At 33.3% G+C, this 23506-nt stretch carries 26 protein-coding genes; 22 read left to right on the forward strand and 4 right to left on the reverse strand.

Annotated elements, in window-relative coordinates; translation table 11 throughout:
- Positions 1-6: 6 nt before the first annotated feature.
- The 3 genes from VOI54_RS04750 to VOI54_RS04760 are packed head-to-tail and all read left to right on the forward strand — an operon-like array spanning position 7 to position 3209.
- The gene (locus VOI54_RS04750) at positions 7-993 is read left to right on the forward strand and encodes a UDP-glucuronic acid decarboxylase family protein (RefSeq protein WP_326281571.1); all 987 of its coding nucleotides are present in this window, start codon (positions 7-9) and stop codon (positions 991-993) included.
- A gap of 7 nt (positions 994-1000) precedes the next feature.
- A complete protein-coding gene (locus VOI54_RS04755; protein ID WP_326281572.1) occupies positions 1001-2410 on the forward strand; it encodes an exopolysaccharide biosynthesis polyprenyl glycosylphosphotransferase in 1410 nt (469 codons plus the stop codon).
- Positions 2394-3209, forward strand: a complete 816-nt coding sequence (locus VOI54_RS04760; protein ID WP_326281573.1) for a glycosyltransferase family 2 protein — start codon at positions 2394-2396, stop codon at positions 3207-3209. Before VOI54_RS04755 ends, VOI54_RS04760 begins: the two co-directional genes overlap by 17 nt.
- On the opposite strand, the gene VOI54_RS04765 is transcribed toward VOI54_RS04760, so the two are convergent.
- Positions 3190-4500, reverse strand: a complete 1311-nt coding sequence (locus tag VOI54_RS04765) for a phenylacetate--CoA ligase family protein (RefSeq protein WP_326281574.1) — start codon at positions 4498-4500, stop codon at positions 3190-3192. The two genes, VOI54_RS04760 and VOI54_RS04765, sit on opposite strands and share 20 nt — an antisense overlap.
- Positions 4501-4645: 145 nt before the next feature.
- On the opposite strand from VOI54_RS04765, the gene purD reads away from it, so the two are divergent.
- Entirely contained in the window at positions 4646-5917 is a 1272-nt protein-coding gene (purD, locus tag VOI54_RS04770; RefSeq protein ID WP_326281575.1) for a phosphoribosylamine--glycine ligase, read from the forward strand.
- Here the strand turns inward: purD and VOI54_RS04775 are convergent.
- Complete coding sequence (locus VOI54_RS04775) at positions 5912-6136, reverse strand: DUF6341 family protein (protein WP_326281576.1); 225 nt, start codon at positions 6134-6136, stop codon at positions 5912-5914. The genes purD and VOI54_RS04775 overlap by 6 nt on opposite strands.
- Before the next feature lie 73 nt (positions 6137-6209).
- Between VOI54_RS04775 and VOI54_RS04780 the strand changes: the two genes are divergently transcribed.
- Positions 6210-7133 (forward strand): DUF6427 family protein, encoded by a 924-nt coding sequence (locus VOI54_RS04780; RefSeq protein WP_326281577.1) that lies wholly within the window; start codon positions 6210-6212, stop codon positions 7131-7133.
- Here the strand turns inward: VOI54_RS04780 and upp are convergent.
- The gene (gene upp, locus VOI54_RS04785; protein WP_326281578.1) at positions 7122-7781 is read right to left on the reverse strand and encodes a uracil phosphoribosyltransferase; all 660 of its coding nucleotides are present in this window, start codon (positions 7779-7781) and stop codon (positions 7122-7124) included. The genes VOI54_RS04780 and upp overlap by 12 nt on opposite strands.
- Before the next feature lie 71 nt (positions 7782-7852).
- On the opposite strand from upp, the gene VOI54_RS04790 reads away from it, so the two are divergent.
- Entirely contained in the window at positions 7853-8458 is a 606-nt protein-coding gene (locus VOI54_RS04790) for a DUF4254 domain-containing protein (protein WP_326281579.1), read from the forward strand.
- Positions 8459-8506: 48 nt separating this feature from the next.
- Entirely contained in the window at positions 8507-9526 is a 1020-nt protein-coding gene (locus VOI54_RS04795) for a glycosyltransferase family 9 protein (protein WP_326281580.1), read from the forward strand.
- Between the two features lie 234 nt (positions 9527-9760).
- Here the strand turns inward: VOI54_RS04795 and VOI54_RS04800 are convergent, their stop codons facing one another.
- Positions 9761-10816 (reverse strand): 2Fe-2S iron-sulfur cluster-binding protein, encoded by a 1056-nt coding sequence (locus VOI54_RS04800; protein WP_326281581.1) that lies wholly within the window; start codon positions 10814-10816, stop codon positions 9761-9763.
- A gap of 113 nt (positions 10817-10929) precedes the next feature.
- Between VOI54_RS04800 and VOI54_RS04805 the strand changes: the two genes are divergently transcribed.
- The 15 genes from VOI54_RS04805 to VOI54_RS04875 all read left to right on the forward strand — a co-directional run bounded on the left by VOI54_RS04805 (position 10930) and on the right by VOI54_RS04875 (position 23499).
- Positions 10930-11268, forward strand: a complete 339-nt coding sequence (locus VOI54_RS04805; protein WP_326281582.1) for a PadR family transcriptional regulator — start codon at positions 10930-10932, stop codon at positions 11266-11268.
- Between the two features lie 116 nt (positions 11269-11384).
- On the forward strand, positions 11385-11792 hold the full coding sequence (locus VOI54_RS04810) for a DUF2059 domain-containing protein (protein WP_326281583.1): 408 nt from the start codon (positions 11385-11387) through the stop codon (positions 11790-11792).
- A gap of 79 nt (positions 11793-11871) precedes the next feature.
- Entirely contained in the window at positions 11872-13350 is a 1479-nt protein-coding gene (locus VOI54_RS04815) for a DUF5687 family protein (RefSeq protein ID WP_326281584.1), read from the forward strand.
- A gap of 6 nt (positions 13351-13356) precedes the next feature.
- The gene (locus VOI54_RS04820; RefSeq protein WP_326281585.1) at positions 13357-14052 is read left to right on the forward strand and encodes an ABC transporter ATP-binding protein; all 696 of its coding nucleotides are present in this window, start codon (positions 13357-13359) and stop codon (positions 14050-14052) included.
- A gap of 183 nt (positions 14053-14235) precedes the next feature.
- Positions 14236-16794 (forward strand): type IX secretion system periplasmic lipoprotein PorW/SprE, encoded by a 2559-nt coding sequence (porW, locus tag VOI54_RS04825; RefSeq protein WP_326281586.1) that lies wholly within the window; start codon positions 14236-14238, stop codon positions 16792-16794.
- A gap of 15 nt (positions 16795-16809) precedes the next feature.
- On the forward strand, positions 16810-17229 hold the full coding sequence (locus VOI54_RS04830; RefSeq protein ID WP_326281587.1) for a bactofilin family protein: 420 nt from the start codon (positions 16810-16812) through the stop codon (positions 17227-17229).
- A complete protein-coding gene (locus VOI54_RS04835) occupies positions 17186-17422 on the forward strand; it encodes an AtpZ/AtpI family protein (RefSeq protein WP_326281588.1) in 237 nt (78 codons plus the stop codon). Before VOI54_RS04830 ends, VOI54_RS04835 begins: the two co-directional genes overlap by 44 nt.
- Positions 17415-17807 carry a DUF6168 family protein gene (locus tag VOI54_RS04840; RefSeq protein ID WP_326281589.1) on the forward strand — a complete coding sequence of 131 codons (393 nt, stop codon included), beginning with the start codon at positions 17415-17417 and terminating at the stop codon, positions 17805-17807. The genes VOI54_RS04835 and VOI54_RS04840 overlap by 8 nt, the downstream gene beginning before the upstream one ends.
- A gap of 89 nt (positions 17808-17896) precedes the next feature.
- Complete coding sequence (atpB, locus tag VOI54_RS04845) at positions 17897-19024, forward strand: F0F1 ATP synthase subunit A (protein WP_326281590.1); 1128 nt, start codon at positions 17897-17899, stop codon at positions 19022-19024.
- A gap of 35 nt (positions 19025-19059) precedes the next feature.
- Positions 19060-19254 carry an ATP synthase F0 subunit C gene (gene atpE / locus VOI54_RS04850; protein WP_042240059.1) on the forward strand — a complete coding sequence of 65 codons (195 nt, stop codon included), beginning with the start codon at positions 19060-19062 and terminating at the stop codon, positions 19252-19254.
- A gap of 89 nt (positions 19255-19343) precedes the next feature.
- Positions 19344-19844 (forward strand): F0F1 ATP synthase subunit B, encoded by a 501-nt coding sequence (locus VOI54_RS04855; RefSeq protein WP_326281591.1) that lies wholly within the window; start codon positions 19344-19346, stop codon positions 19842-19844.
- A 6-nt stretch (positions 19845-19850) separates the two neighbouring features.
- Complete coding sequence (atpH, locus tag VOI54_RS04860) at positions 19851-20387, forward strand: ATP synthase F1 subunit delta (RefSeq protein ID WP_326281592.1); 537 nt, start codon at positions 19851-19853, stop codon at positions 20385-20387.
- 29 nt (positions 20388-20416) lie between these two features.
- Positions 20417-21997, forward strand: coding sequence for a F0F1 ATP synthase subunit alpha (gene atpA, locus VOI54_RS04865; protein ID WP_326281593.1), 1581 nt, complete (start codon positions 20417-20419; stop codon positions 21995-21997).
- A gap of 61 nt (positions 21998-22058) precedes the next feature.
- Positions 22059-22919: an ATP synthase F1 subunit gamma gene (atpG, locus tag VOI54_RS04870; protein WP_326281594.1), complete on the forward strand. Its 861-nt coding sequence runs from the start codon at positions 22059-22061 to the stop codon at positions 22917-22919.
- Between the two features lie 187 nt (positions 22920-23106).
- Entirely contained in the window at positions 23107-23499 is a 393-nt protein-coding gene (locus VOI54_RS04875; RefSeq protein ID WP_326281595.1) for a hypothetical protein, read from the forward strand.
- Positions 23500-23506 lie beyond the last annotated feature (7 nt).

The following is a 23506-nucleotide window of genomic DNA, read 5'->3' on the forward strand; positions in this document are numbered from 1 at the left end:
CAGCTTATGAAGAGCGTTTTAATAACAGGAGCAGCAGGGTTTTTAGGATCGCATTTATGCGATCGGTTTCTACATGAAGGTCATTATGTAATTGGAATGGATAATTTCATTACAGGGGACCAAAAGAATCTTATCCATTTAAAAAACAATCCGAATTTTGAGTTTGTTGAACATGATGTTACAGAATTTATAAACCTTGAAGGTGACCTGGATTACATATTGCATTTTGCGTCACCGGCAAGTCCCATTGATTATTTAAAAATCCCAATACAAACTTTAAAAGTAGGGTCATTGGGTACGCACAATTTATTAGGCTTGGCAAAGACTAAAAACGCCAGAATATTAATTGCTTCTACATCTGAAGTATACGGAGACCCCCTGGTTCATCCACAGACAGAGGAGTATTATGGTAACGTAAATACCATTGGTCCTAGAGGTGTTTATGATGAAGCTAAACGTTTTCAGGAGTCCATTACGATGGCTTATCACAGGTTTCATGGAATTGAAACTCGTATTGTCCGTATCTTTAATACTTATGGCCCCCGTATGCGTCTTAATGATGGTCGTGTCATACCAGCTTTTATGGGGCAGGCTTTACGTGGTGAAGATTTAACAGTTTTTGGAGATGGGGTACAAACACGTTCATTTTGCTATGTGGATGATCAGGTAGAAGGTATATATAGGCTATTACTAAGTGATTATGCCGAACCGGTAAATATTGGTAATCCGCATGAAATCACTATAAAAGATTTTGCTGAAGAGATCATAAAATTGACAGGAACAACACAAAAAATAATATACAAAGATTTACCCGTTAATGACCCTATGCAACGTCAACCGGATATCACTTTGGCTAAAAAACTACTGGATTGGGAGCCAAAAGTAGGAAGGGCAGAGGGTATGAAAATAACCTTTGATTATTTTAAAAGCTTAACGGAGGAAGAACTTTACAAAAGAGATCACAAAGATTTCTCTGACTACATTAACAAATGATTGGTAAATGGAGTATAGACGCGGAAGATATTCATGGCTATTAAGACCTTTTTTAATAGTATTTGATCTTTTAGTAATCAATATTTTTGCGTTATATTCTTTAAACTTCAATGAAGAGGATATTTATTTTTTCTCAAATGACTTTTTTAATGATAAGCACACACTGTATATAATTTATTCAGCTACCGTATGGTTCTTTTCCTCATTTTTATTAAAGTTTTATAAGGTATATAGGTATACGTCATTATTTAAAATTGCATCCCTTTTATTTAAACAGTTCTTTGTTTATGGAATGGCTGTTTATGCATTTATAGGTTTTTTTAGAAGTGTTAATCTGGGAGCTTTTGATGTACTAAAGTATCTTTTATTTGTCTTTGCTGCTATTGGTGCAGTAAAAATATTAAGCTATTTGATTCTAAAGACTATTAGAGCTTACTTAAAAGGAAACCTAAGAAATGTAGTAATTATTGGTAGCGGTTCTGGAATTGCAGAATTAAAAAATATTTTTAATCGACAAAGAGAGCTAGGATATAATATAAAGGCATCATTCAGTGATTCATATGATAATGATACAACGGGTAATATTAATGATAGTTTTAATTTTTTAAAAAACGATAACAGCATTGATGAGCTTTATTGTGCCATAGATGAATTAAGTGAAAAACAAATTAATGAGTATGTAAAATATGCCAATTTAAACCATTGTAATATTAAGTTTGTTCCAAACACTTCAAAACTTTTTACAAAACGGCTTCATACGGACTATTATAACTATCTTCCTGTATTATCGATCAAAGAAGGCAGTTTAAGTAATGATATCAATAAGTTTTTGAAACGCACGTTTGATATTTTATTTTCGTTATTTGTTATAATTTTTGTGCTTTCATGGTTTTCCATAATTTTGTTTATTCTGTTGAAAATGGAGTCTAAGGGCCCTTTGTTTTACAGACACAAAAGAAATGGTATAAATTATAAGGAATTTTACTGTTATAAGTACAGGTCGCTAACTGTAACTAAGGAAACTAAAGGAACTTATGTAAAACAGGATGACCATCGTGTAACCAAAATAGGTAGGTTTTTGCGAAGAACAAGCATAGATGAGCTTCCTCAATTTATAAATGTATTGAAAGGAGAAATGAGTGTTGTAGGGCCAAGACCTCATATGCTATCGTATACTGATGATTATTCAAAAAAAATAGATAAATACAGTTTTATTTTCAGACATCACGTTAAACCAGGTATTACTGGCTTAGCGCAAATAAAAGGTTATAGAGGCGAAGTTGAATCAGATAAGGATATTATTAACCGTATAAAATATGATAATTTTTATATAGAGAATTGGTCTTTACTGCTGGATATAAATATTATTATTCAAACTATATTGAATGTAGTGAAAGGTGATGAAAAAGCGTATTGATAAAACAAATGTTGTGAATCAAAGGTCATTAGTATCCATAGTAACACCCATGTATGATTCAGAGAGCTATATCTCAGAAACCATTAATACTGTAATACACCAAACTTATACAAACTGGGAGCTTTTATTAATTGATGATGGATCAAAAGATAATACACTAAAAGTTATCCAACCTTTTTTAGAGGATTTTCCCAATATAACCCTTCTTAAAAATGATGAAAATTTAGGGGCAGCCCTATCCAGAAACAAAGGGATTAAAGCGGCAAAAGGTGATTATATAGCCTTTTTAGATGCAGACGACCTATGGAAGCCCCATAAACTGGAAACCCAGCTGGCCTTTATGAAAAAGCAAAACTGCGCTATTTGTTTCAGCAGTTATGAACTTATTGATGAAAAGGGGAACGCTTTAAATAAAGAAGTCAGAGCTTTAAAAGAGTTGACCTACAGCAAGCTTTTAAGAAGCAATTATATTGGTAATTTAACAGGAATATACAGTGTTAAAGTCTTAGGAAAGATCACCTTGCCTAATTTGAGAAAACGACAGGATTGGCTGTTATGGTTAGCTGCCATTAAAAAGTCCGGAAAACCGGCTTTAGGTATTCAGGAATCACTGGCTTGGTATAGAGTCAGAAAAGGTTCTATGTCTTCCAATAAACTAAATTTGGTAAAGCACAATTATTGGGTTTATAAAAAGGGTTTAGGCTTTTCTACACTAAAATCAATTTATGTCATGATGGTATTTCTAAAAGAACAGTTTTTAGTAAAGTCCAAACAAACTATCAAGACAGATAAGACTTGAATTGCTTAAGTTTTCCTCGGTTTGCTCTTGATAATTGCTCTTTTCTCTCAAAAAGGACGGTTAAATCAGGCTCCAAATAGGTGTCAATAGCACGTTGTATGGCTTCTGTTTTTTCTTTTGAAAGGCTGATGGTACTGGTATAACTTATTTTAAACGTATCTATTTTGAGCTGCTCTATGATAAATTCTTTTACATGGCCACTATCCTCAATAACAGTTTTAGTAACATAGTAAAAGGTTAAACCAGCCGCTTTTTTTCCACTAGGTAACATGACAATATCATCAGAGCGTCCGGCTAAGGATTCTAAAATGGGAATTTTTAAGGTGCTGTGTTTAGAAAGCTTTCCAATATCTCCCAAATCATACCTGATAAAAGGATTCGCCTTATTATAAAGCGATGTGATAACAACTCGCCCTTCCTCTCCATAGGGTAAAACATGATTATTATCATCCAGAATTTCAATAAACAAGTCTTCACTATTTACCAGCCAAGTAAAATCTTTATTTTGAAAGGCTATCAATCCTAATTCGGCAGCACCATATTCATTAATAACCGGTACTCCAAACTGGGTCTCCATGCATGTTTTGTCCGCTTCAAACAACATTTCTGAAGTTACAATACAAGCTTTTAATGACGGGCAAATAGTTTTAAGTATGATATCCTGGCGTTGTAAATATTTCGCAAATAGAACAATAGCACTAGTGTAGCCGTTTATATAATCAAATTTTGAAGCTTTAAATGTTTCAACGTTGCGTTTTAGTTGCGTATCGCTCAGATCAAAAACAGAGAAGCGATAGCGTTTGCTTAAAGCATCTTTTATACGCTCTTTGTAATATCCTTTTTTGTTTAATGGGATGCCATAAAATCGAGCTTGCCTGGAATGGTTTAAATCTAGGTTGAACCATTTATAACGGTCTATAAAAATGGACCAGGTCAAGGCATGGCAAAATTTATCTTTTGCAAAAATAAAGGGTATTCCGGAAGATCCTGATGTTTTATGAATATGTACATTTTTGCTTGTAAAACCTTCTGATAACCTATGGCTTAAGGGTTGTTGTAAATGCCGTTTGGTCATGACCGGAACACTGTTCCAATCAGAAGTATTTACATCTTTTGCAAAGTCCTTATAAAAGGGGTTATGTTTTAAGTGGTAATTTACAATCTCTTGTTTTTTTGCTTCAAGATAGACATTGAACTCTTGTTCATTTTTATTTTGAATAGCTTTTAACTGACGTTTGGCCCTTTTAATAGGAAAGCCGTTTAGTTGTAAAGAAAGATCAAATAGATTCAATTGAAGACAGAATTTGTACGATGCAAAAAACAAATCTAAATATAAATACTGTTTTACGGGCTGATGAGCTAAAAAAATAAAGACATTATTCATGTCTAATTACAAAAACACGTTATTTTTGCAGCTCATATAAACGTTTCAACACATGAATATCTTAATTCTAGGTTCTGGTGGGAGAGAACATACTTTTGCATGGAAAATAGCTCAAAGTCCAAAATGTAAACAATTATTTGTAGCTCCCGGTAACTCAGGGACAGCTGAAATAGCAACCAATGTTAATATTGGTGTTACGGACTTTTCGGCTATTAAAGAATTGGTTTTAGATAAGCAAATTGATATGGTGGTTGTAGGGCCTGAAGATCCTTTAGTACAGGGGGTACATGACTACTTTGTAAGCGATGAAGCGTTAAAACATGTAGCAGTTATTGGTCCCAAAAAGAGGGCTGCGGAGCTGGAAGGAAGCAAAGAGTTTGCCAAGGAGTTTTTATACCGTCATAATATCCCAACAGCGGCCTATGAGAGTTTTACAAAGGATACTGTTGAAAAGGGCTATGCCTTTTTAGAGACCTTAAATCCGCCCTACGTTTTAAAAGCAGATGGGTTGGCAGCAGGTAAAGGAGTCGTTATTTTAAAAGACTTGAACGACGCTAAAGCCGAGTTAAAAAGTATGCTGGTAGATGCTAAATTTGGTCAGGCCAGTACCAAAGTTGTTATTGAGGAGTTTTTAGATGGTATAGAGTTAAGTTGTTTTGTGTTAACTGATGGCGAAAACTATAAAATATTACCAACAGCTAAAGATTATAAACGTATTGGAGAAGGTGATACCGGTTTAAATACCGGAGGTATGGGAGCAGTGTCTCCGGTGCCTTTTGCAACAGATGAATTTTTGAGCAAAATTGAAGAACGTATTGTAAAACCTACAATCAATGGGTTTAAGAAAGACAATTTACCTTACGTAGGTTTTGTATTTATTGGATTGATAAAAGTTGGAGATGATCCAAAAGTCATTGAGTACAATGTAAGAATGGGAGACCCGGAAACTGAGGTTGTTTTTCCAAGACTTAAGAATGATTTAGTTGAGGTACTTCAGGCTATGGCTAATGGAACTTTAGATAAAATCAATATTGAAATTGATGAACGGGCAGCAACCACAATTATGTTGGTGTCCGGTGGTTACCCTGAAGCTTATGAGAAAGGTAAAGAAATTACCGGAGTTGAAACTATTGAGGGATCAATCCCTTTTCATGCAGGGGCCATATTAAAAGAAGGAAAAATTGTGACTTCAGGTGGGCGTGTTATGGCTATAACATCTTATGGCAATACGTATCAGGAGGCCATAAAAAAATCTTATCAAAATATAGAAAAGCTACATTTTGATAAGATGAATTATCGTAAGGATATAGGTTTCGATTTATAAAAACGAGTGCGAAGAAATGCTTTTATCTTCTTCGTTGTTGTCATTAAAGCCTTTTAGCTGTATCATCCAGTAAACCATAGCTACAAAGCCAATGATCATAAAAAACCATGAAATAAAGTTAGCTCCAAACCAACTTTCAAGCTCTAAAGCTCTTAAGGCATCTAAAGGAGCAAAAAGAATATCAAATAAATTCTGTATACCGTAAAAGAAATCTTTCATTTTGCGTTTATTTATTATTTACCAACCGTTTTATAGTTAGTATATTTACAAGGCAAAAATACAAAAACACTTAATGTTAACAAGCTTTTTTAATAAATCTAAACCAATAAATTTTATTATTGTTTTTTTTATTACGCTTTTGGCTTTTTTAATAGCCAGAATACGTTTAATAAATGAAGGTGTAACTATTGAATTTTTAATAAAACTATTGGCTTTGCTCTTTATAGGGTATGCCTCAATTTTGCTATTAAATTTTATTGCGAATAAAAATAGCCTAACCAATAAAAATAATTTTGAAATTTTACTATTCAGCCTGTTCTTGTTGTTTATTACTGAAACAACAGGTCATTCAAATGTATTGATCTCTAATTTTTTTGTGTTGCTAGGGCTTAGAAGAATTATAAGCTTACGATCCCGGAAAGCAGTAAAAAAAAAGCTTTTTGATGCTGCCTTTTGGGTAGGAATAGCAACCCTATTTTATTTTTGGTCTATCCTGTTTTTTGTATTGATAATATTATCATTGGTTTTATATACCGATAAAAAACTAAGACATTGGATTGTCCCTTTTTTAGGTATTTCAACTGTTTTTGTAATAGGTGCTGCCGTTTCAATAGTGGTACACGATAGTTTTTTTGAAATTTTTAATTTGTCGCCCAAGGTAAGTTATGACTTCAGTAATTATAATTCAATGAGGTATTTAGTGGCCATTACAGTGCTGTTATCTTTTGGGGTTTGGTCCTCTATATTTTATCTGCAAAACATAAAGAAGCAGAAAAAAGGGTATAGGGGATCGTTTAAAACCATTATTTTGGCGGCTTTAATTGGCTTTGCAATAGTGCTTCAGGCCCCTGAAAAGAATGGGAGCGAGTTTCTCTTTTTATTTGCACCAATATCTATAATTATTGCAAACTATCTAGAAGTCATTCAAGAGAAATGGTTTAAAGAGGTATTTTTGTTAATTCTTATAATAGTGCCTTTTATTTTATTATTGCTGTAGTTTTTCGCCAAAAGCTAAATCACCCGCGTCTCCAAGGCCGGGCACTATATATCCTTTTTCATTAAGTGTTTCATCTATGGCAGCTATCCATAAATGTGTATTGCTGTCAAAATTATTCTTGACAAAATCAACACCCTCTTGGGCTCCAATTACACTTATTAAATGAACTGCTTTAGGTGTTCCAAATGGTTTTAAGGCTTCAAAAGTTGCCACCATAGATTGGCCGGTAGCCAGCATGGGGTCTGCCAGTATGAGGGTCTTATTCTCTAAATTAGGGCAGGCGAGGTATTCCACTATAATTTCAAAACTATCCGGGTTATGTTTGTGATGCCTGTAAGCCGATATAAAAGCGTTTTCTGCTTTGTCAAAATAGTTTAACAGGCCATTATGTAATGGTACCCCGGCTCTTAATACTGAGCATAAAACAATATCATTTGTTACTAAATTAATTGGACTATTACCTAGTGGTGTTTCAATAGTTTTTGATTTATAGTTTAAGATCTTACTCATCTCATATCCTAAAATCTCACCAATACGTTCAATATTCCTTCTAAAACGCATAGAATCTTTTTGAATGTTTATGTCTCTCATTTCAGAAAGAAAATGATTGAGGATAGAGTTTTGCTGAGAAATATTGTGAATATGCATAAATTGTAATTGATTTTTCAATAGTAAAGTTAACCAAATAAGAAGTATCTTTGCGTTTTAAATTTTATACTATGTTTACTACTAAAGCTAATAAGATATTTCAGGATGTTATTGAAAAATATCACATCATCAATACAGTAGATCAACCTTTTGAAAATGCCTACCCGGAAAATGATTTAATAGAGCATTTATTATATAGAAAATGCTGGATTGATACGGTGCAGTGGCATTATGAAGATATTATTCGTGACCCACAAATAGACCCAGTAGCAGCACTAACGTTAAAACGCCAAATTGATGCTTCAAACCAGGACAGAACAGATATGGTGGAGTATATTGACAGTTATTTTTTAGAAAAATATAAGGATGTAACAGCAAAAGACGATGCTGCTATTAATACAGAAAGCCCGGCATGGGGTATAGACAGGTTGTCTATTTTGGCCTTAAAGGTTTATCATATGAATGAAGAGGCCACTAGAGCAGATGCTTCTGATTCCCATAAAGCGGCTTGTCAAAAAAAGTTAGACGTTTTGTTAGAACAACGTGTAGATCTGTCAACGGCTATAGACACCCTTTTAAGTGATATTGAGAAAGGCGATAAATACATGAAAGTCTACAAGCAAATGAAAATGTATAATGATGATGAGTTAAACCCTGTACTTCGCTCTCAGAAATAATAATTTATCACCTTGAACTCATTTTAGGGTTTTAGCCTAAGCGTTGAGATGCCCAAAGAATCAAAGCATATTTTAGTCATTCGTCTCTCAGCTATGGGAGACGTTGCAATGACTGTTCCTATTTTAAGGGCACTTTTACAACAACATCCCAAGGTTAAAATAACGGTTTTAACCCGTACTTTTTTTGCTCCGTTTTTTAGAGATTTAGTCGGTGTAACGGTCTATTCAGCTGAGGTTAAAGGCAAACACAAAGGCGTTTTTGGTTTATTTAAATTGGCTCAGGAACTTAATAAAAATAAGTTTTATGCTATTGCCGATTTGCATAATGTTTTGAGGAGTAAAATTTTAAAGCGGTTTTTAAAGTGCAAACAATTTGTTTCAATTTATAAAGGCAGAAATGAAAAGCATGAATTAACTTCCGGAAAAAAATTTGAGCAACTAAAAACTACACATCAAAGGTATGCTGATGTTTTTGAAACATTAGGGTTTAAAATTGATTTGTCAAACCCCAATTTTCCTGAGAAAGTTATTTTAAATGATAAACTTCAGTCGTTTTTAGGTAGCCCTACCAGAAAAGCTATTGGTATAGCACCTTTTGCAGCTCATGAAGGGAAAATGTACCCGCTGGACTTAATGGAAAAGGTTATTAAAGTTCTTTCAAAAGATTATACCGTTATTTTGTTTGGTGGAGGGCATAATGAGATAGCAATTTTAAATGATTTTGAAAGCACTTTTGAGTATGTTGTTAGCGTTGCTGGGAAATTAGATTTGAATGAAGAAATGGATCTTATTTCTAATCTGGATGTGATGTTGTCTATGGATTCGGGAAATGCACATATAGCTGCTATGTTAGGGATTAAAGTTATTACTATTTGGGGAGTGACTCACCCTTATGCCGGTTTTATGCCTTTTAATCAGGATAAAGATAATGCACTACTTTCAGATAGAAATCAATTTCCTTTGATACCCACATCTGTTTATGGTAATAAATATCCCGAGAATTATAAAAACGTTTCAGGAAGTATTCTCCCTAGTCAGGTTATTGAAAAAGTGAAAAGCATGCTTTAATTATTTATTTTAAAAAGGTCATGATAACTGTTTAAACCCATTATTATTGAAATCCTGATTTAGGATGCTATTTATTGGTGACTATTGAGCTTGATTTTCAAAGGACTGGAAAGTAAATGTATTATCATCTCCATTAATGAATACCCCAGACCTAAACTCGTTGATCTTATAATTCAAAGCACGTTTAATACCGGGTAGTGATAAGTTTTTTCTAGTAAAAAGCTCAAATAAAGTTTAAACATCGTCAAAATCTATAGAAATTGTAGGTGTGGTAGGGTGTGCCTGGCATGTTAAAATTAAACCTTCAGCAATTTCATTTTCTGTTAAAATATTATTTTGCCTCATGGTAGCTTCTCCTTCTGTAATGCGAGCAAGGCAACTACTGCAAATGCCCCCCTGGCAAGAATACGGAGCATCTAAATCTTCATCTAAAGCGGCTTCAAGTATGGTTTGTTTTTGAGACATTTCAAATGTTGTCGTTTCATCATCAACAGTTACGGTAATGTTTGTGTTTCCAAATGCTACATTGTCATCTTTGACTTCCGCTGGTTTTGCAGCTTTAAAAAGCTCAAAATGAATTCTATCTTCTAGGATATTGTGTTCTGTTAATACGTCCTTAACAGTATGAATCATAGCTTCCGGTCCACAAAGGTAATAGGCATCAACCTCAACATGTTTGTGCTCGTTTTTCATCACATAGTTAACAGTGCTTTTTTCAATTCTTCCAAAGATAGCATCGTCTTCATCCTGTTGACTAAACACAAATTGAATGGAAAAACGATCTTTATATTGATGCTGAAGTTCTAAAAGCTCATTTAAAAACATAGTGTCTTTAGTTGTTTTGTTACCGTACACCAAAATGACTTTACTGTAAACTTCTTCTTCTAAAGCACATTTTATAATGCTTAAAATAGGTGTGATACCACTACCCGCAGCAAAAAGCGCTATATTTTTTGTTTTGGAATCATTGGGTTCAAAAATAAATCGACCTTTTGGAGGAGCAACCTCAAGGCTATCTCCAACTTTTAAAGTATTATTGGCATAGGCTGAGAAAGTACCGTCTTTAACTTCTTTTATAGCTACTTTTAATTCTCCGCTTTTTGGGGATACACAAAGGGAGTAATCTCTGCGCACTTCATTGCCATCTATTTCGGTTTTTAAAGTGATGTATTGTCCTGCCTGGAAATTAAATATATCTTTTAAGTTTTCAGGAACATTGAAAGAAATACTAATAGCCTTTTCAGTTTCTCTTTTTATGTTTTTTACTGAAAGCGTATGAAATGATGACATATAAAATTGTTTTGGGCAAAAATAGTGAAGCCGTTAGTAAATTGAACATTTTTTTATAAAAAATGGATACATAAATTTCTGATGCATAAAAAACTTATGTATATTTAACCCATATGAATAAAACCAATTTATATAAGGGTAGTCTGGCAACTATTATTTTAAAGCTCTTAAATGAGTATGATAAAATGTATGGATATGAGATTGCTCAAAAAGTAAGAGAAATTACTAAAGGAGATTTGAAATTAACCGAAGGGGCACTATATCCATTATTACATAAGTTGAAAGTACAAGGTTTATTGGACGTTGAAGTTGTTAAAATTGGAGGCAGGGTTAGGAAGTATTATAAATTAACCGAAGCAGGAACAAAGGAAACTGTAAATAAGCTCGCTGAATTAGAACGTTATATTAAAAATATGAGAGCTTTGGTCAACCCAAGGTCTCGAGACTCATAATTTTTAATATTTTTGAAAAACAGAATTTAATACGATACTATGTGTAACAAATTCAATAGAAACAGTACTAACACATAGAATTTAAAAATTCAATAACACCACTAATATTTTTAAAAATGAAAAAAGTTGTACTAGTATGCTTATTTATGGTAGCAGTAGCTACTCAATCATATGCTCAGGATAATACCGAATTTAAAAAAGAAACGGTTGAGTTTATAAAATTAACCGGGGCAGGGGCAGCTTTTGAAAATGCCATTGCACAAATAGGAGCAATGGTTCCTGATGCAAACAAAGCTGCTTATACAAAGGAAGCTAATGGCACCTTAGATGGGTTGTATGATAAGATAGCTGAACTTTATATGGCAGAATTTACTAAAGAAGAAATATCCCAGTTGGTGTCTTTTTATAATACAGATTTAGGCAAAAAACTTGCTAAAACACAATTAGGCTTAACTCAGAAAGCTATGGCATTTGGTCAGTCATGGGGTATGGAAGTACAAGCTATTGCGCAAAAGCACCAGTAGTTTAAATCACAGTTTACGCTTCTTAAATAACAACTTCATTTAGGACAGATAAATTCTGTCTGATTAAAAAGCTATAATAATGATAAAGCATTTTTTAAGTTTAGAATGGAAGGCTTTTTTTAGATCTGCAAGTTTTGGAAAAAGTTTAGGCATAAAGATATTTATGGGCTTTTGGGCACTTTATTTTATTGCCATGTTTTTAGGGATGGGTATTTTAATGTATCCTGGGTTAAAAGAGGCATTTCCTGATAAAGACCCTCTTCTTATTGTTAATAGTTATTTGTTTTACTGGATATTAGGAGATTTGGTGCTTAGGTTTTTCTTCCAGAAATTACCGGTAATGGTTGTTAAACCCTTATTGACCTTATCAATAAAACGAAGCAAAATTGTAAATTATGTTTTAGGGAAGTCGGTAGTGTCTTTCTTCAATTTTTTACCACTTTTTGCTATTATTCCATTTGGTATTACATTGCTTTTTAAGGGTTATCCAGCTACTTCTGTTGTAATATGGATGTTGGCACTTATATTAGTGACATTGATAATTAACTTTTTTAATTTTATTATTGAAAGTTATTCTGCTGAAAAAGAGTTATCCTTTCTTCCAATTGTTCTCTTAGTGGGTGGGTTGTATGCCTTAGATTATTTTAACCTTATTTCATTTGCAGAAATTGTAAGTAAAGGGTTTATAACTATTTATGAAACTCCCGTTTTTATTGTTGTTCCAATATTCATTCTTTACGGCTTTTATGTTTTTAATTTTAAGTTGTTAAAGCAAAAACTATTCTTAGATAGTGGACTAAAAACAAAAATTAAAGAGGTCAGTACGGCTAATATGGAATGGACCAAAAACTTTGGGGATATTGCACCATTTCTGCAGCTTGATTTAAAGTTGATTTGGCGTAATAAGCGAACAAAATCCTCAGTTTTTATGGTCTTAATTGGTTTGTTCTATGGCCTGTTTTTTTACCCACAGCCAACGTATCAGAACATGCCCTGGTTTTTTGTGTTCATAGGGGTGTTTTCTACAGGTATTTTCCTTATTAATTTTGGACAATTCATTCCAGCCTGGGATAGTGGATATTATAAGCTTTTAATGAGCCAGAATATAAAATATGAACAGTATTTAAAGTCTAAGTTCACTTTAATGGCTATAAGTGTAGTTGTGCTTTTTGTTCTTGGTATACCTTATGTGTTCTTTGGATGGAAAATATTATTAGCACACTTTGCGGCCGCTATTTATAACATTGGCGTTAATACGCATGTTATACTCTATGGAGGCTCTTTTAATAGAAAGCAAATTAACCTTAATCAAAAAGCAGCCTTTAACTATCAAGGTACAGGGGCAGTACAATGGTTAATAGGTATTCCTTTATTGCTATTACCTATGGGGTTATTTGCCTTATGTTACTTTTTAATTGGATTTGAAATGGCCTGTTTGGTTTTAGCCATTCTTGGGGTAATAGGAGTTGTACTTCATCAAAAACTGATGAAAATAATTACGCTTAAATATTTACAATCAAAATATAAAATGATTGATGCTTTCAATCAAAATGACTAGTTTATTATGATAACAACATCAAATTTATCAAAAAAATACGCCGGAAATCAAGTTTTAAACATTGATTCTTTAGATATTCCTAAAGGTCAAAGCTTTGGCCTGGTTGGAAACAACGGAGCAGGAAAAACAACATATTTCAGTCTATTATTAGACTTAATTCAACCTACAACAGGCTATATAAAAAACAATAATATTAAGGTTAATGAAAGTGAAGATTGGAAACCTTTTACATCAGCATTTATAGATGAAAGTTTTTTAATTGGGTATTTAACACCCGAGGAGTATTTTTACTTTATTGGGGAACTAAGAGGGCAAAATAAAGCAGATGTAGATAATATAGTAGCTCAGTTTAAAGATTTTTTTCATGGCGAAATATTAGGACAAAAAAAATATTTAAGAGATTTAAGTAAGGGAAACCAAAAAAAAGCAGGAATAGTTGCAGTACTTATTGGAAATCCGGAAGTTATTATTTTAGATGAACCTTTTGCTAATTTAGATCCCACGACTCAAATCAGGCTTAAGGGTATTATTAAAGATTTAGCCGAAAAACAAGGTGTTACGGTTTTAATCTCCAGCCATGATTTAATGCATGTAACAGATGTTTGTGAGCGTATAGTAGTTTTAGAAAAAGGCGAAATTGTAAAAGACTTAGCTACAAGTGAAGCGACTTTAAAAGAATTGGAAGTGCATTTTGCTAATTAAACAACTATCTCAACTTAAAAACAAAAACAGAATTTCATAATCCCAATATAATACGTTGGAAAAGACATTCTAACGGGTAATTTCTTCATATAAACACCAATAATTCAAAAAGATGCTTATTTTTACCCCTATATATAATAATTACAAGAGTTTGTAGTTATTGTTTTTACTAAAATGCCAGCATTGAAAACATCGTATAAAGTCATATTAACTGTTACGTTATGTGCTTTTTTTGCAATAAGTTGCTCCAGAAAAAAGGACAAATTTATTAACAGAAACTTTCATGCAGTTACTGCAGAATTTAACACCCTGTTTAATGGTCACAATGCTTTAGAGCAAGGTAGAACAAGCCTGAACGAATCCTATTTTGATAATTATTGGGAGGTTTTACCTGTTGAACGCATGGAAATTTTTGAAGATATAATGCTGCCGGGGCAATCAAAGAACGAAAACTTTACCAGAGCCGAGGAAAAAGCTATTAAGGCTATTCAAAAGCATGGTATGAATATAGAGGGAAAAGAAAAGAACCCTCAAATTGATGAAGCTTACTTACTTTTAGGAAAGGCAAGGTATTTTGATCAGCGTTTTATTCCGGCCTTGGAAGCCTTTAACTATATTCTATATAAGTATCCAGCTAGTGATAAGATTAATCAGGCTAAAGTATGGCGGGAAAAATCTAATATTAGGTTAGATAATAATGAACTGGCTATTAAAAATTTAAAGCGTTTATTAAAGCAGGAAGAAATAAAAGGACAAGATTTAGCTGATGCTACGTCTATACTGGCCCAAGCTTATATAAATAAAAAATATGCCGACACTGCAATAACACAATTAGAAATAGCATCAAATGCTACAAAAAGTCATGATGAACGTGGGCGGTATCGATTTATTCAGGGACAATTATATAATCAATTAGGATATAAGGATAGTGCAAATCTTGCGTTTGATAAAGTTATTGAGCTCAACAGAAAGACACCCAGAATCTATATGATTACGGCGCATCTTGAAAAGGTTAAAAACTTTGATTACCAAAACGGAAACAGGCTTGAGGCTGCAGAATTACTTAGTGAGTTAGAAGAAAACAGGGAAAACCGTCCGTTTTTAGATAAGATATATCATCAAATAGGAACATTTTATTTAAATACCAATTCAGATTCTCTGGCCGTTGCTTACTACAATAAGTCATTACGCTCGCAATCAAGAGATAAGTTATTAAAGGCTAAGAATTATGAAATTCTTGGTGATATGAATTTTGATGCATCGCTTTATGCAGAGGCAGGAGAGTACTATGATAGTACTATGACTAATATGGTATTTAACTCTAAACCGTATCGTATTATAAAGAGGAAACGCGATAATTTAAAAGATGTCATTTATTATGAATCTATAGCAAGAGTAAATGATAGCGTTTTACACCTTGTTAATTTACCGGAAGCAGAACGGGTAACCTATTTTGAAACGTTTATTGAAAAATTAAAAATAAAAGCAGAAGAGGAAAAGGAGCAAGCCGAATCGGCAGAACACAATAGTGGATTGGTAACAGTAAACAACCAAATTGGAGGCCCGCCAGGAAGTAGAGGTGTTTCTAATCAAGCTACACTATTCTATTTTTATAACCCTACTACAGCAGCCTATGGTAAAAATGAGTTTGTTAAGGTTTGGGGAGACAGACCATTGGAGGATAACTGGAGATGGTCCAGTAAAATATTGTCAGAAAACGTTAATACCAACTTACCTGATGACTCAGTAGTCTCGGCTTCAGATGACGAGCGGTTTGATCCACAATTTTATATTTCAAAGATACCTGCTGAATCTAAAGAAATTGATAGTATTTCTAAAGAGCGGAATTATGCCTATTATCAATTAGGCCTAATCTACAAAGAGAAGTTTCAGGAATTTGAATTGGCTAAAGAGAAATTTCAAGATTTGTTAAAAAGTAATCCGGAAGAACGGTTAATACTGCCATCAAAATATAACCTGTATAAGATCTATGAAGCTTTAGGTCAAAATGACGAAGCTGATATCGCTAAAGGGGATATAATAACAACCTATCCGGACTCAAGATATGCTACTATCTTGCAAAACCCTGATCTGGTTTCAGCAGAGGACGAAAATAGCCCTGAGAATATTTACGAGGCACTATATGTTCAGCATGAAAATCAAGAATATGCTGAGGTCATTGCAAAAAGTGAAAATTATATTAATAGATTTGATGGTGATGCCATTGTTCCAAAGTTTGAATTACTAAAAGCTACAGCAACCGGTAGATTATATGGCTTTGAGGCTTACAAAAAAGCGATAAACCATGTTGCTGTAACCTATGCCAATACCCTGGAAGGTAAAGAGGCTAAAGATATTGAATCTAATGTATTGCCAAAAATTGCCAATAAAGAATTTATTGAAACCAATGATAGAGCTTTAAAGCATTACAAAGTTATTTTTCCATTTAAAGAACAAAAACCAGAAGCTGTGACCGCTTTTAAGGCAACCTTGGATACAGTTTTAAAGAATATAAAATATTATAGGCTTAAGTCTACAATAGATGTTTATGATACCACTACAGCATTTGTGGTAGTTCATGGCCTGCATTCAGAGCAGGTAGCTAAAACCTTTGATCAGATATTGGCTAAAGACGATAAGAAAAAAATAAAAACCCCCTATTTTGTAGTATCATCTACAAATTATCAAATAGTGCAAATTCACAAAAATCTGGATACCTATTTGAATCTCTACAATAATTAACTTAACACATGTATTATGTTCACTGAAAACAAAAAAGACAGACAAATGACTGAAGGAGCATCAAGTCAAAATATAATTGCTCAAGGCACAAAAATTGTTGGCGACTTTAAAAGCGAAGGCGATTTTAGAATAGATGGAGTTGTAGAAGGCAATATTAAAACTACCGGAAAGGTTGTTGTTGGTAAAGCAGGATTTATTAAAGGAGCTTTAGACGGTACCGATGCGTATTTTGAAGGTAAATTTTCTGGTAAATTAGGATTGTCAGGTACTTTGACTTTAAAATCTTCTGCTCATGTTGAAGGTGAAGTGGTAGCAGGAAAGCTTGCGGTAGAGCCGGGCGCTACTTTTAATGTAACCTGTGCCATGAAAGGAGCTGTAAAAGATTTGAACAATGGTCAACAAAAACGAAAACAAGAATCAGAAAAAACAGCTTAATCCTTATATTAGGTTTACTTCAGTAGCCTTTCAAATGGGAGCTACTATTTATTTAGGAAACTTAATTGGTAAATGGTTGGACAATAAATATGACAGAGACTTTTGGGAATCAATAATTACACTTCTAGCAGTTTTTCTGGCCATTTATCAGGTTATTTCGCAAGTCATAAAAATATCAAAGAACAATGATTAAATCTATTGTTGTTTACAGTCTTTCTTTTGCTGTATTATTTTTCGGATCATTATTGTTGCATCAATTTATTTTAGATTTTCAATTGATATCTGTTAGATTTCAGTTAACGCCTGTTTATATTTTCTTTGCTATTGCTTCTTTTTTGATATGTATTGTTTTTAAAAGCTTTACATTTTTCAAAAAAACTAAAGAACAATTAGGGTTTCTTTATCTTTTTACACTTTTCTTGAAAATTATTGTATTTACCGCTATATTTTATAACTCGATAATTGGATTGCAGGATATTACTAAGATAGAGAGTCTAAACTTGCTTATTCCGTTGTTTGTTTTTTTAGCCTTAGAAGTAGTTTTTATTGCTGCAATTTTGAATCAAAACCCACCGTAAACAATTATCATAAAAAAACAATTGTTATTTAGTTTATTTCCTTACTTTTGCACGGAATTTAAAAATGCATTTTTTTTGATTTTATGACAATGAAGGCAATCCAACACACTTTTAAATTTTTAGTCTTAGTATCAGCTTTATTTATAGGAACGTTTGCATTTGCACAACACCATGAAGAAAAGCACAAAAATGATGGTGGTGAGATTAATACAGATCAAGAAGTAAAAGATTATATTTTACACCATATTAAAGATTCTCATGATTTCACTTTGTGGTCATATACAAGTGACACAGGAGAGCGTAAACATGTTGGGTTTCCTTTGCCGGTTATCCTTTGGACAAGTAAAGGTCTAGTGACTTTCATGTCTTCAGAGTTTCATCATAATGATGACGGTCATGTTGTTGTGGAGAAAAATGGTCAAAAATTCGCGAAAATTCATTCTAAAATATATGAACTAGAAGCTGGGGCTTCATCAGTAAGTTTTGATGAAGATCATCATGCTACAAACGCTCACAAACTTTTAGATTTTTCTATTACCAAGAGTGTTTTTGGTATTTTATTAGTAGGTCTGCTAATGATACTTGCTTTTTCAAGTCTTGCAAGGCAATATCGTAAAAAAGCTATTCCAACTGGGTTTGCTCGTGTTCTGGAGCCACTTGTGCTTTATGTTAGAGATGAAATTGCACGACCAAATATTGGAGATAAACATTACAGGAGATTTACAGGTTACCTGTTAACAGTGTTCTTTTTTATTTGGATATTAAATTTATTAGGTTTAACACCTCTTGGTTTTAATGTTACAGGGCAAATTGCCGTAACTGCTGCATTGGCAATTTTTACTTTAATAATTTACACATTTAGTGGAAACAAAGGATATTGGGGGCACATGCTATGGATGCCCGGTGTTCCTGTTTTAATCCGTCCGGTTTTAGCAATTATAGAATTGGCTGGAGCGTTTTTAATTAAGCCATTCTCATTATTGGTGCGTTTGTTTGCAAATATAAGTGCAGGACATATTGTAGTAATGAGTTTAATTGGTATTATGGTGGTAATGCAAAAGGAAATGACACCGGTTGGGTCAACATTATTGTCCTTTGTATTATCTATGTTTATTACGTTAATAGAGGTGTTAGTGGCCTTCTTACAAGCATATATTTTTACAATGTTATCGGCATTGTTTATTGGTATGGCTGTAGCTGATCACGATCATCATTAATATAAAAAGTTTGTTTAATTTTTAAATTGATTGTTATGACAATTCCAAATTTAGTAGGTGCAGGTTTAATTGTAATCGGAGCTGGTATTGGTTTAGGTAAAATCGGTGGAAGTGCAATGGAAGGTATTGCTCGTCAACCAGAAGCTACTGGTAAAATCCAAACAGCAATGATTATTATCGCTGCCCTTTTAGAAGGTTTAGCATTTGGTGCTTTATTCTTAGGAAAATAAGAAACCAAATCAAAACTTAAAATACTATCCTGCAACGGTTGGTTGCAGGACGTATTTTTCAAAATTAGACGACAACAAAACAAAAAAAAATGGAAACATTATTAAACGATTTTTCTCCTGGATTATTTGCAATGCAAACACTAATACTATTGGTGTTAATATTTATTTTGGTGAAGTTTGCATGGAAACCTATTCTTAACTCTTTAAATGACAGGGAAGAAGGTATCCAAAATGCTTTAGATGCTGCAGAAAAGGCAAAATTAGAAATGCAAAACCTTCAGGCAGATAACCAAAAGCTATTAAAAGAAGCAAGAGCAGAGCGAGAGGAAATGCTTAAGGAAGCACGCGACATGAAAAATAAAATGATTGAAGATGCTAAAACTGAAGCTAGTGAAAGCGCTGCTAAATTAATTGCTCAAGCACAGGCCGCTATTGAGAGCGAAAAGAAAGCTGCAATGGCTGAACTTAAAAGTCATGTAGCAGGATTGTCTTTAGATATTGCTGAAAAAGTAGTACGCACTGAATTATCTAACAAAAACAAGCAACTGGAATTAGTTGAATCTATGTTAGGTGAAAAAATATTAAACTAAGTTATAATGGCAGGAGCAAGAGCAGCAATTCGTTATGCAAAAGCAGTATTGAGCTTAGCATCAGATCAAAAAGCAGCAGATGCTGTGAATAAAGATATGAAGTTAATAGCAAAAACTATTGCAGATAGTAAAGAGCTAAGTAGCATGCTTCAAAGCCCTGTGGTTCCTTCTTTAGATAAAAAGGAAGTTTTATTACAAGTTTTTAAAGGCTCTAATAAAACTACTTTAGGCTTAATAGATATTTTAGATACCAATAACAGAATAGATATTTTAGGTCATGTGGCTACAAAATATAATGTGTTATTTGATGAATCAAAAGGTATTCAATTGGCAACTGTTACTACAGCAGTGGCTTTAACGGCAGATTTAGAGAAGAAAGTTTTAGCAAAAGCTAAAGAACTTACAGGTAAAAATGTTGAAGTAGAAAATATTATTGATGAAAGCATTTTAGGTGGTTTCATTTTACGTGTAGGTGATGTGCAATACAACGCAAGTGTTGCAAATCAGTTAAACAAATTAAAAAAAGAATTTACATTAAACTAAGATATTTATATATCTAAATAAATAATAAGATGGCAGAAGTAAAACCAGCTGAAATATCAGCAATCTTAAAAAAACAACTTTCAGGTTTTGAGGCTAGTGCTTCATTGGATGAAGTAGGAACAGTATTAACTGTAGGTGATGGTATTGTACGTGCTTACGGATTATCAAACGCTCAATATGGTGAGTTAGTAGAATTCGAAGGTGGATTAGAAGGTATTGTACTTAACCTTGAGGAAGATAATGTTGGTATTGTATTATTAGGAGATTCAAAGGATGTAAAAGAAGGATCAACAGTAAAACGTACCGATAGAATTGCTTCTATTAATGTTGGAGAAGGTATAGTTGGTCGTGTTGTTGACACTTTAGGTAATCCAATTGATGGAAAAGGGCCTATTACAGGAGATACTTACCAAATGCCTTTAGAGCGTAAAGCACCAGGTGTTGTTTTCCGTGAGCCGGTAACTGAGCCATTACAAACAGGTATCAAATCTATTGATGCTATGATTCCTGTGGGTCGTGGTCAACGTGAGTTGGTTATTGGTGACCGTCAAACAGGTAAGACTACCGTTTGTATTGATACCATCTTAAATCAAAAAGAATTTTATGATGCAGGAGAGCCTGTATATTGTATATATGTAGCAGTAGGTCAAAAAGCATCTACAGTTGCAAACATTGCTAAAGTATTAGAAGAAAGAGGCGCCTTAGCCTATACTACTATTGTAGCGGCTAATGCATCAGATCCTGCTCCAATGCAGGTATATGCTCCTATGGCAGGTGCTGCAATTGGAGAGTATTTTAGAGATACTGGTCGCCCGGCTTTAATCATTTATGATGATTTATCTAAGCAGGCAGTAGCTTACCGTGAGGTATCTTTATTATTACGTCGTCCACCAGGACGTGAGGCTTACCCGGGTGATGTATTCTACTTACACTCGCGTTTATTAGAGCGTTCAGCTAAGGTCATCAATGATGATTCTATTGCTAAAGACATGAATGATTTACCAGAATCATTAAAACCATTAGTAAAAGGAGGCGGATCTTTAACAGCTTTACCAATTATTGAAACGCAAGCGGGAGATGTTTCTGCATATATTCCAACAAACGTAATTTCTATTACAGATGGACAAATCTTCTTAGATGGTGATTTATTTAACTCCGGTGTACGTCCTGCAATTAACGTAGGTATTTCAGTATCTCGTGTTGGAGGTAATGCACAGATTAAATCTATGAAAAAGGTATCTGGTACATTAAAGTTAGATCAAGCACAGTTCCGTGAATTAGAAGCGTTTGCTAAGTTTGGTTCAGACCTTGATGCGGTTACTTTAAATGTAATTGAAAAAGGAAAACGTAATGTTGAGATTTTAAAACAAGCTCAGAACGACCCGTTTACTGTTGAAGATCAAGTTGCAATTATTTATGCAGGATCTAAAAACTTATTAAAAGATGTGCCTGTTGAAAAAGTAAAAGAATTTGAGAGAGATTTCATAGAATTCTTGAATGCTAAACACAGAGGTGTTTTAGATACTTTAAAAGCAGGGAAATTAACTGATGAAGTTACAGATACATTAACCGCTGTAGCAAAAGATTTATCAGGAAAATATGTAGCTTAATTGTCACTCTGAGCTCAGTCGAAGAGTCTTTTGAATATTAACATTCGAATAAAACAATAGAATGGCGAATCTTAAAGAAATACGTAACAGAATATCATCAGTGTCTTCAACGATGCAGATCACCAGTGCCATGAAAATGGTGTCGGCTGCAAAGTTAAAAAAGGCACAAGATGCTATTACTGCAATGCGTCCTTATGCAGATAAGTTAACTGAACTTTTACAAAGTTTAAGTGCTACTTTAGATGCAGATTCTGGAAGCAAGTTTTCAACTCAGCGTGAAGTAAATAATGTTTTAGTTGTTCCTATTACCTCCAATAGAGGTTTGTGTGGTGCTTTTAACTCTAACATTATTAAGCAAACACAACACTTAATTGATAATGTTTACGCTGATAAAAATGTATCCGTATTTGCAATAGGTAAGAAATCTAATGATGCATTTGCAAAAAAGGATATTGTTATAGCAAATAAAAGTGAAGTTTTTGATGATTTAACCTTTGATAATGTAGCTGAAATTGCAGAAGAGTTAATGAATAAGTTTGTTGAAGGTGAATTTGATAAAATAGAAATTATTTACAACAAGTTTAAAAATGCTGCCACTCAAATAGTAATGACAGAGCAATTTTTACCAATTGTTCCTATGGAAGGTGAAGCAAACAATAATGCAGATTATATTTTTGAACCATCAAAAATAGAGATTGTTGAACAGTTAATACCTAAATCCTTAAAGACTCAATTGTATAAAGGTATTAGAGATTCTTTTGCTAGTGAGCATGGCGCACGTATGACTGCAATGCATAAAGCAACAGATAATGCTACTGAACTTAGAGATCAGCTTAAATTAACTTATAATAAAGCGCGTCAAGCAGCTATTACCAATGAAATCCTTGAGATTGTTGGTGGTGCTGAAGCATTAAACAATTAGACAAAGCATCAATAAGCCAAATGTTTTAAATAAATATAAAACCTCACTTTTTGTGAGGTTTTTTTATGGCATTAATTTTGAATTATTAATTTTAAACCATTCAATGTTCAAAAAAATGAGGATATTAAAAAATATAATAGTTGTATGGATCTCAATAGTTTTTTTTCAATGTGCAAGCACTAAAAAAATGGATAATACAATAATACCATTAGAAATAGGAGAGGTTTATTATCAGGATTGGTCTGAAGGCGATAAGGATATCAATTCAGGAATTAAAATAGTCATCCCCGTTATTTCAAATATCAATAATATAATGCTCAATGCTGTTTACTTCAGAGGGCAACATGCCATATTGATTCCTGATAATGATTCATATGTAGGGAAATTTGAACCACTGCTTAATAAAAAACAAGATTTCATTATGAGTAATGAGCCCTATGCTGAATTTGGAAACAAAGTGCCGAAATTACCTAAAGAAGCTCCATTTGAATTAAACGATAATGAATGTGCGGTTAGTTATAAAATAGGAGAGACAATTAAATATTTTAAGGTGTCCAATATTATTAAGAAAGGATTATAATGCCATC

Source organism: Alterotamlana spongicola, from assembly GCF_035818475.1.
Taxonomy (GTDB): domain Bacteria; phylum Bacteroidota; class Bacteroidia; order Flavobacteriales; family Flavobacteriaceae; genus Cognatitamlana.

Bases quoted from the DNA above. Each gene is read 5' to 3' on its own strand.
- VOI54_RS04750 (WP_326281571.1), top strand. From the start codon at position 7: ATGAAGAGCGTTTTAATAACAGGAGCAGCAGGGTTTTTAGGATCGCAT.
- VOI54_RS04755 (WP_326281572.1), top strand. From the start codon at position 1,001: ATGGAGTATAGACGCGGAAGATATTCATGGCTATTAAGACCTTTTTTA.
- VOI54_RS04760 (WP_326281573.1), top strand. From the start codon at position 2,394: ATGAAAAAGCGTATTGATAAAACAAATGTTGTGAATCAAAGGTCATTA.
- purD (WP_326281575.1), top strand. From the start codon at position 4,646: ATGAATATCTTAATTCTAGGTTCTGGTGGGAGAGAACATACTTTTGCA.
- VOI54_RS04775 (WP_326281576.1), bottom strand. From the start codon at position 6,136: ATGAAAGATTTCTTTTACGGTATACAGAATTTATTTGATATTCTTTTT.
- VOI54_RS04780 (WP_326281577.1), top strand. From the start codon at position 6,210: ATGTTAACAAGCTTTTTTAATAAATCTAAACCAATAAATTTTATTATT.
- upp (WP_326281578.1), bottom strand. From the start codon at position 7,781: ATGCATATTCACAATATTTCTCAGCAAAACTCTATCCTCAATCATTTT.
- VOI54_RS04790 (WP_326281579.1), top strand. From the start codon at position 7,853: ATGTTTACTACTAAAGCTAATAAGATATTTCAGGATGTTATTGAAAAA.
- VOI54_RS04795 (WP_326281580.1), top strand. From the start codon at position 8,507: ATGCCCAAAGAATCAAAGCATATTTTAGTCATTCGTCTCTCAGCTATG.
- VOI54_RS04800 (WP_326281581.1), bottom strand. From the start codon at position 10,816: ATGTCATCATTTCATACGCTTTCAGTAAAAAACATAAAAAGAGAAACT.
- VOI54_RS04805 (WP_326281582.1), top strand. From the start codon at position 10,930: ATGAATAAAACCAATTTATATAAGGGTAGTCTGGCAACTATTATTTTA.
- VOI54_RS04810 (WP_326281583.1), top strand. From the start codon at position 11,385: ATGAAAAAAGTTGTACTAGTATGCTTATTTATGGTAGCAGTAGCTACT.
- VOI54_RS04815 (WP_326281584.1), top strand. From the start codon at position 11,872: ATGATAAAGCATTTTTTAAGTTTAGAATGGAAGGCTTTTTTTAGATCT.
- VOI54_RS04820 (WP_326281585.1), top strand. From the start codon at position 13,357: ATGATAACAACATCAAATTTATCAAAAAAATACGCCGGAAATCAAGTT.
- VOI54_RS04830 (WP_326281587.1), top strand. From the start codon at position 16,810: ATGTTCACTGAAAACAAAAAAGACAGACAAATGACTGAAGGAGCATCA.
- VOI54_RS04835 (WP_326281588.1), top strand. From the start codon at position 17,186: ATGGTCAACAAAAACGAAAACAAGAATCAGAAAAAACAGCTTAATCCT.
- VOI54_RS04840 (WP_326281589.1), top strand. From the start codon at position 17,415: ATGATTAAATCTATTGTTGTTTACAGTCTTTCTTTTGCTGTATTATTT.
- atpB (WP_326281590.1), top strand. From the start codon at position 17,897: ATGAAGGCAATCCAACACACTTTTAAATTTTTAGTCTTAGTATCAGCT.
- atpE (WP_042240059.1), top strand. From the start codon at position 19,060: ATGACAATTCCAAATTTAGTAGGTGCAGGTTTAATTGTAATCGGAGCT.
- VOI54_RS04855 (WP_326281591.1), top strand. From the start codon at position 19,344: ATGGAAACATTATTAAACGATTTTTCTCCTGGATTATTTGCAATGCAA.
- atpH (WP_326281592.1), top strand. From the start codon at position 19,851: ATGGCAGGAGCAAGAGCAGCAATTCGTTATGCAAAAGCAGTATTGAGC.
- atpA (WP_326281593.1), top strand. From the start codon at position 20,417: ATGGCAGAAGTAAAACCAGCTGAAATATCAGCAATCTTAAAAAAACAA.
- atpG (WP_326281594.1), top strand. From the start codon at position 22,059: ATGGCGAATCTTAAAGAAATACGTAACAGAATATCATCAGTGTCTTCA.
- VOI54_RS04875 (WP_326281595.1), top strand. From the start codon at position 23,107: ATGGATAATACAATAATACCATTAGAAATAGGAGAGGTTTATTATCAG.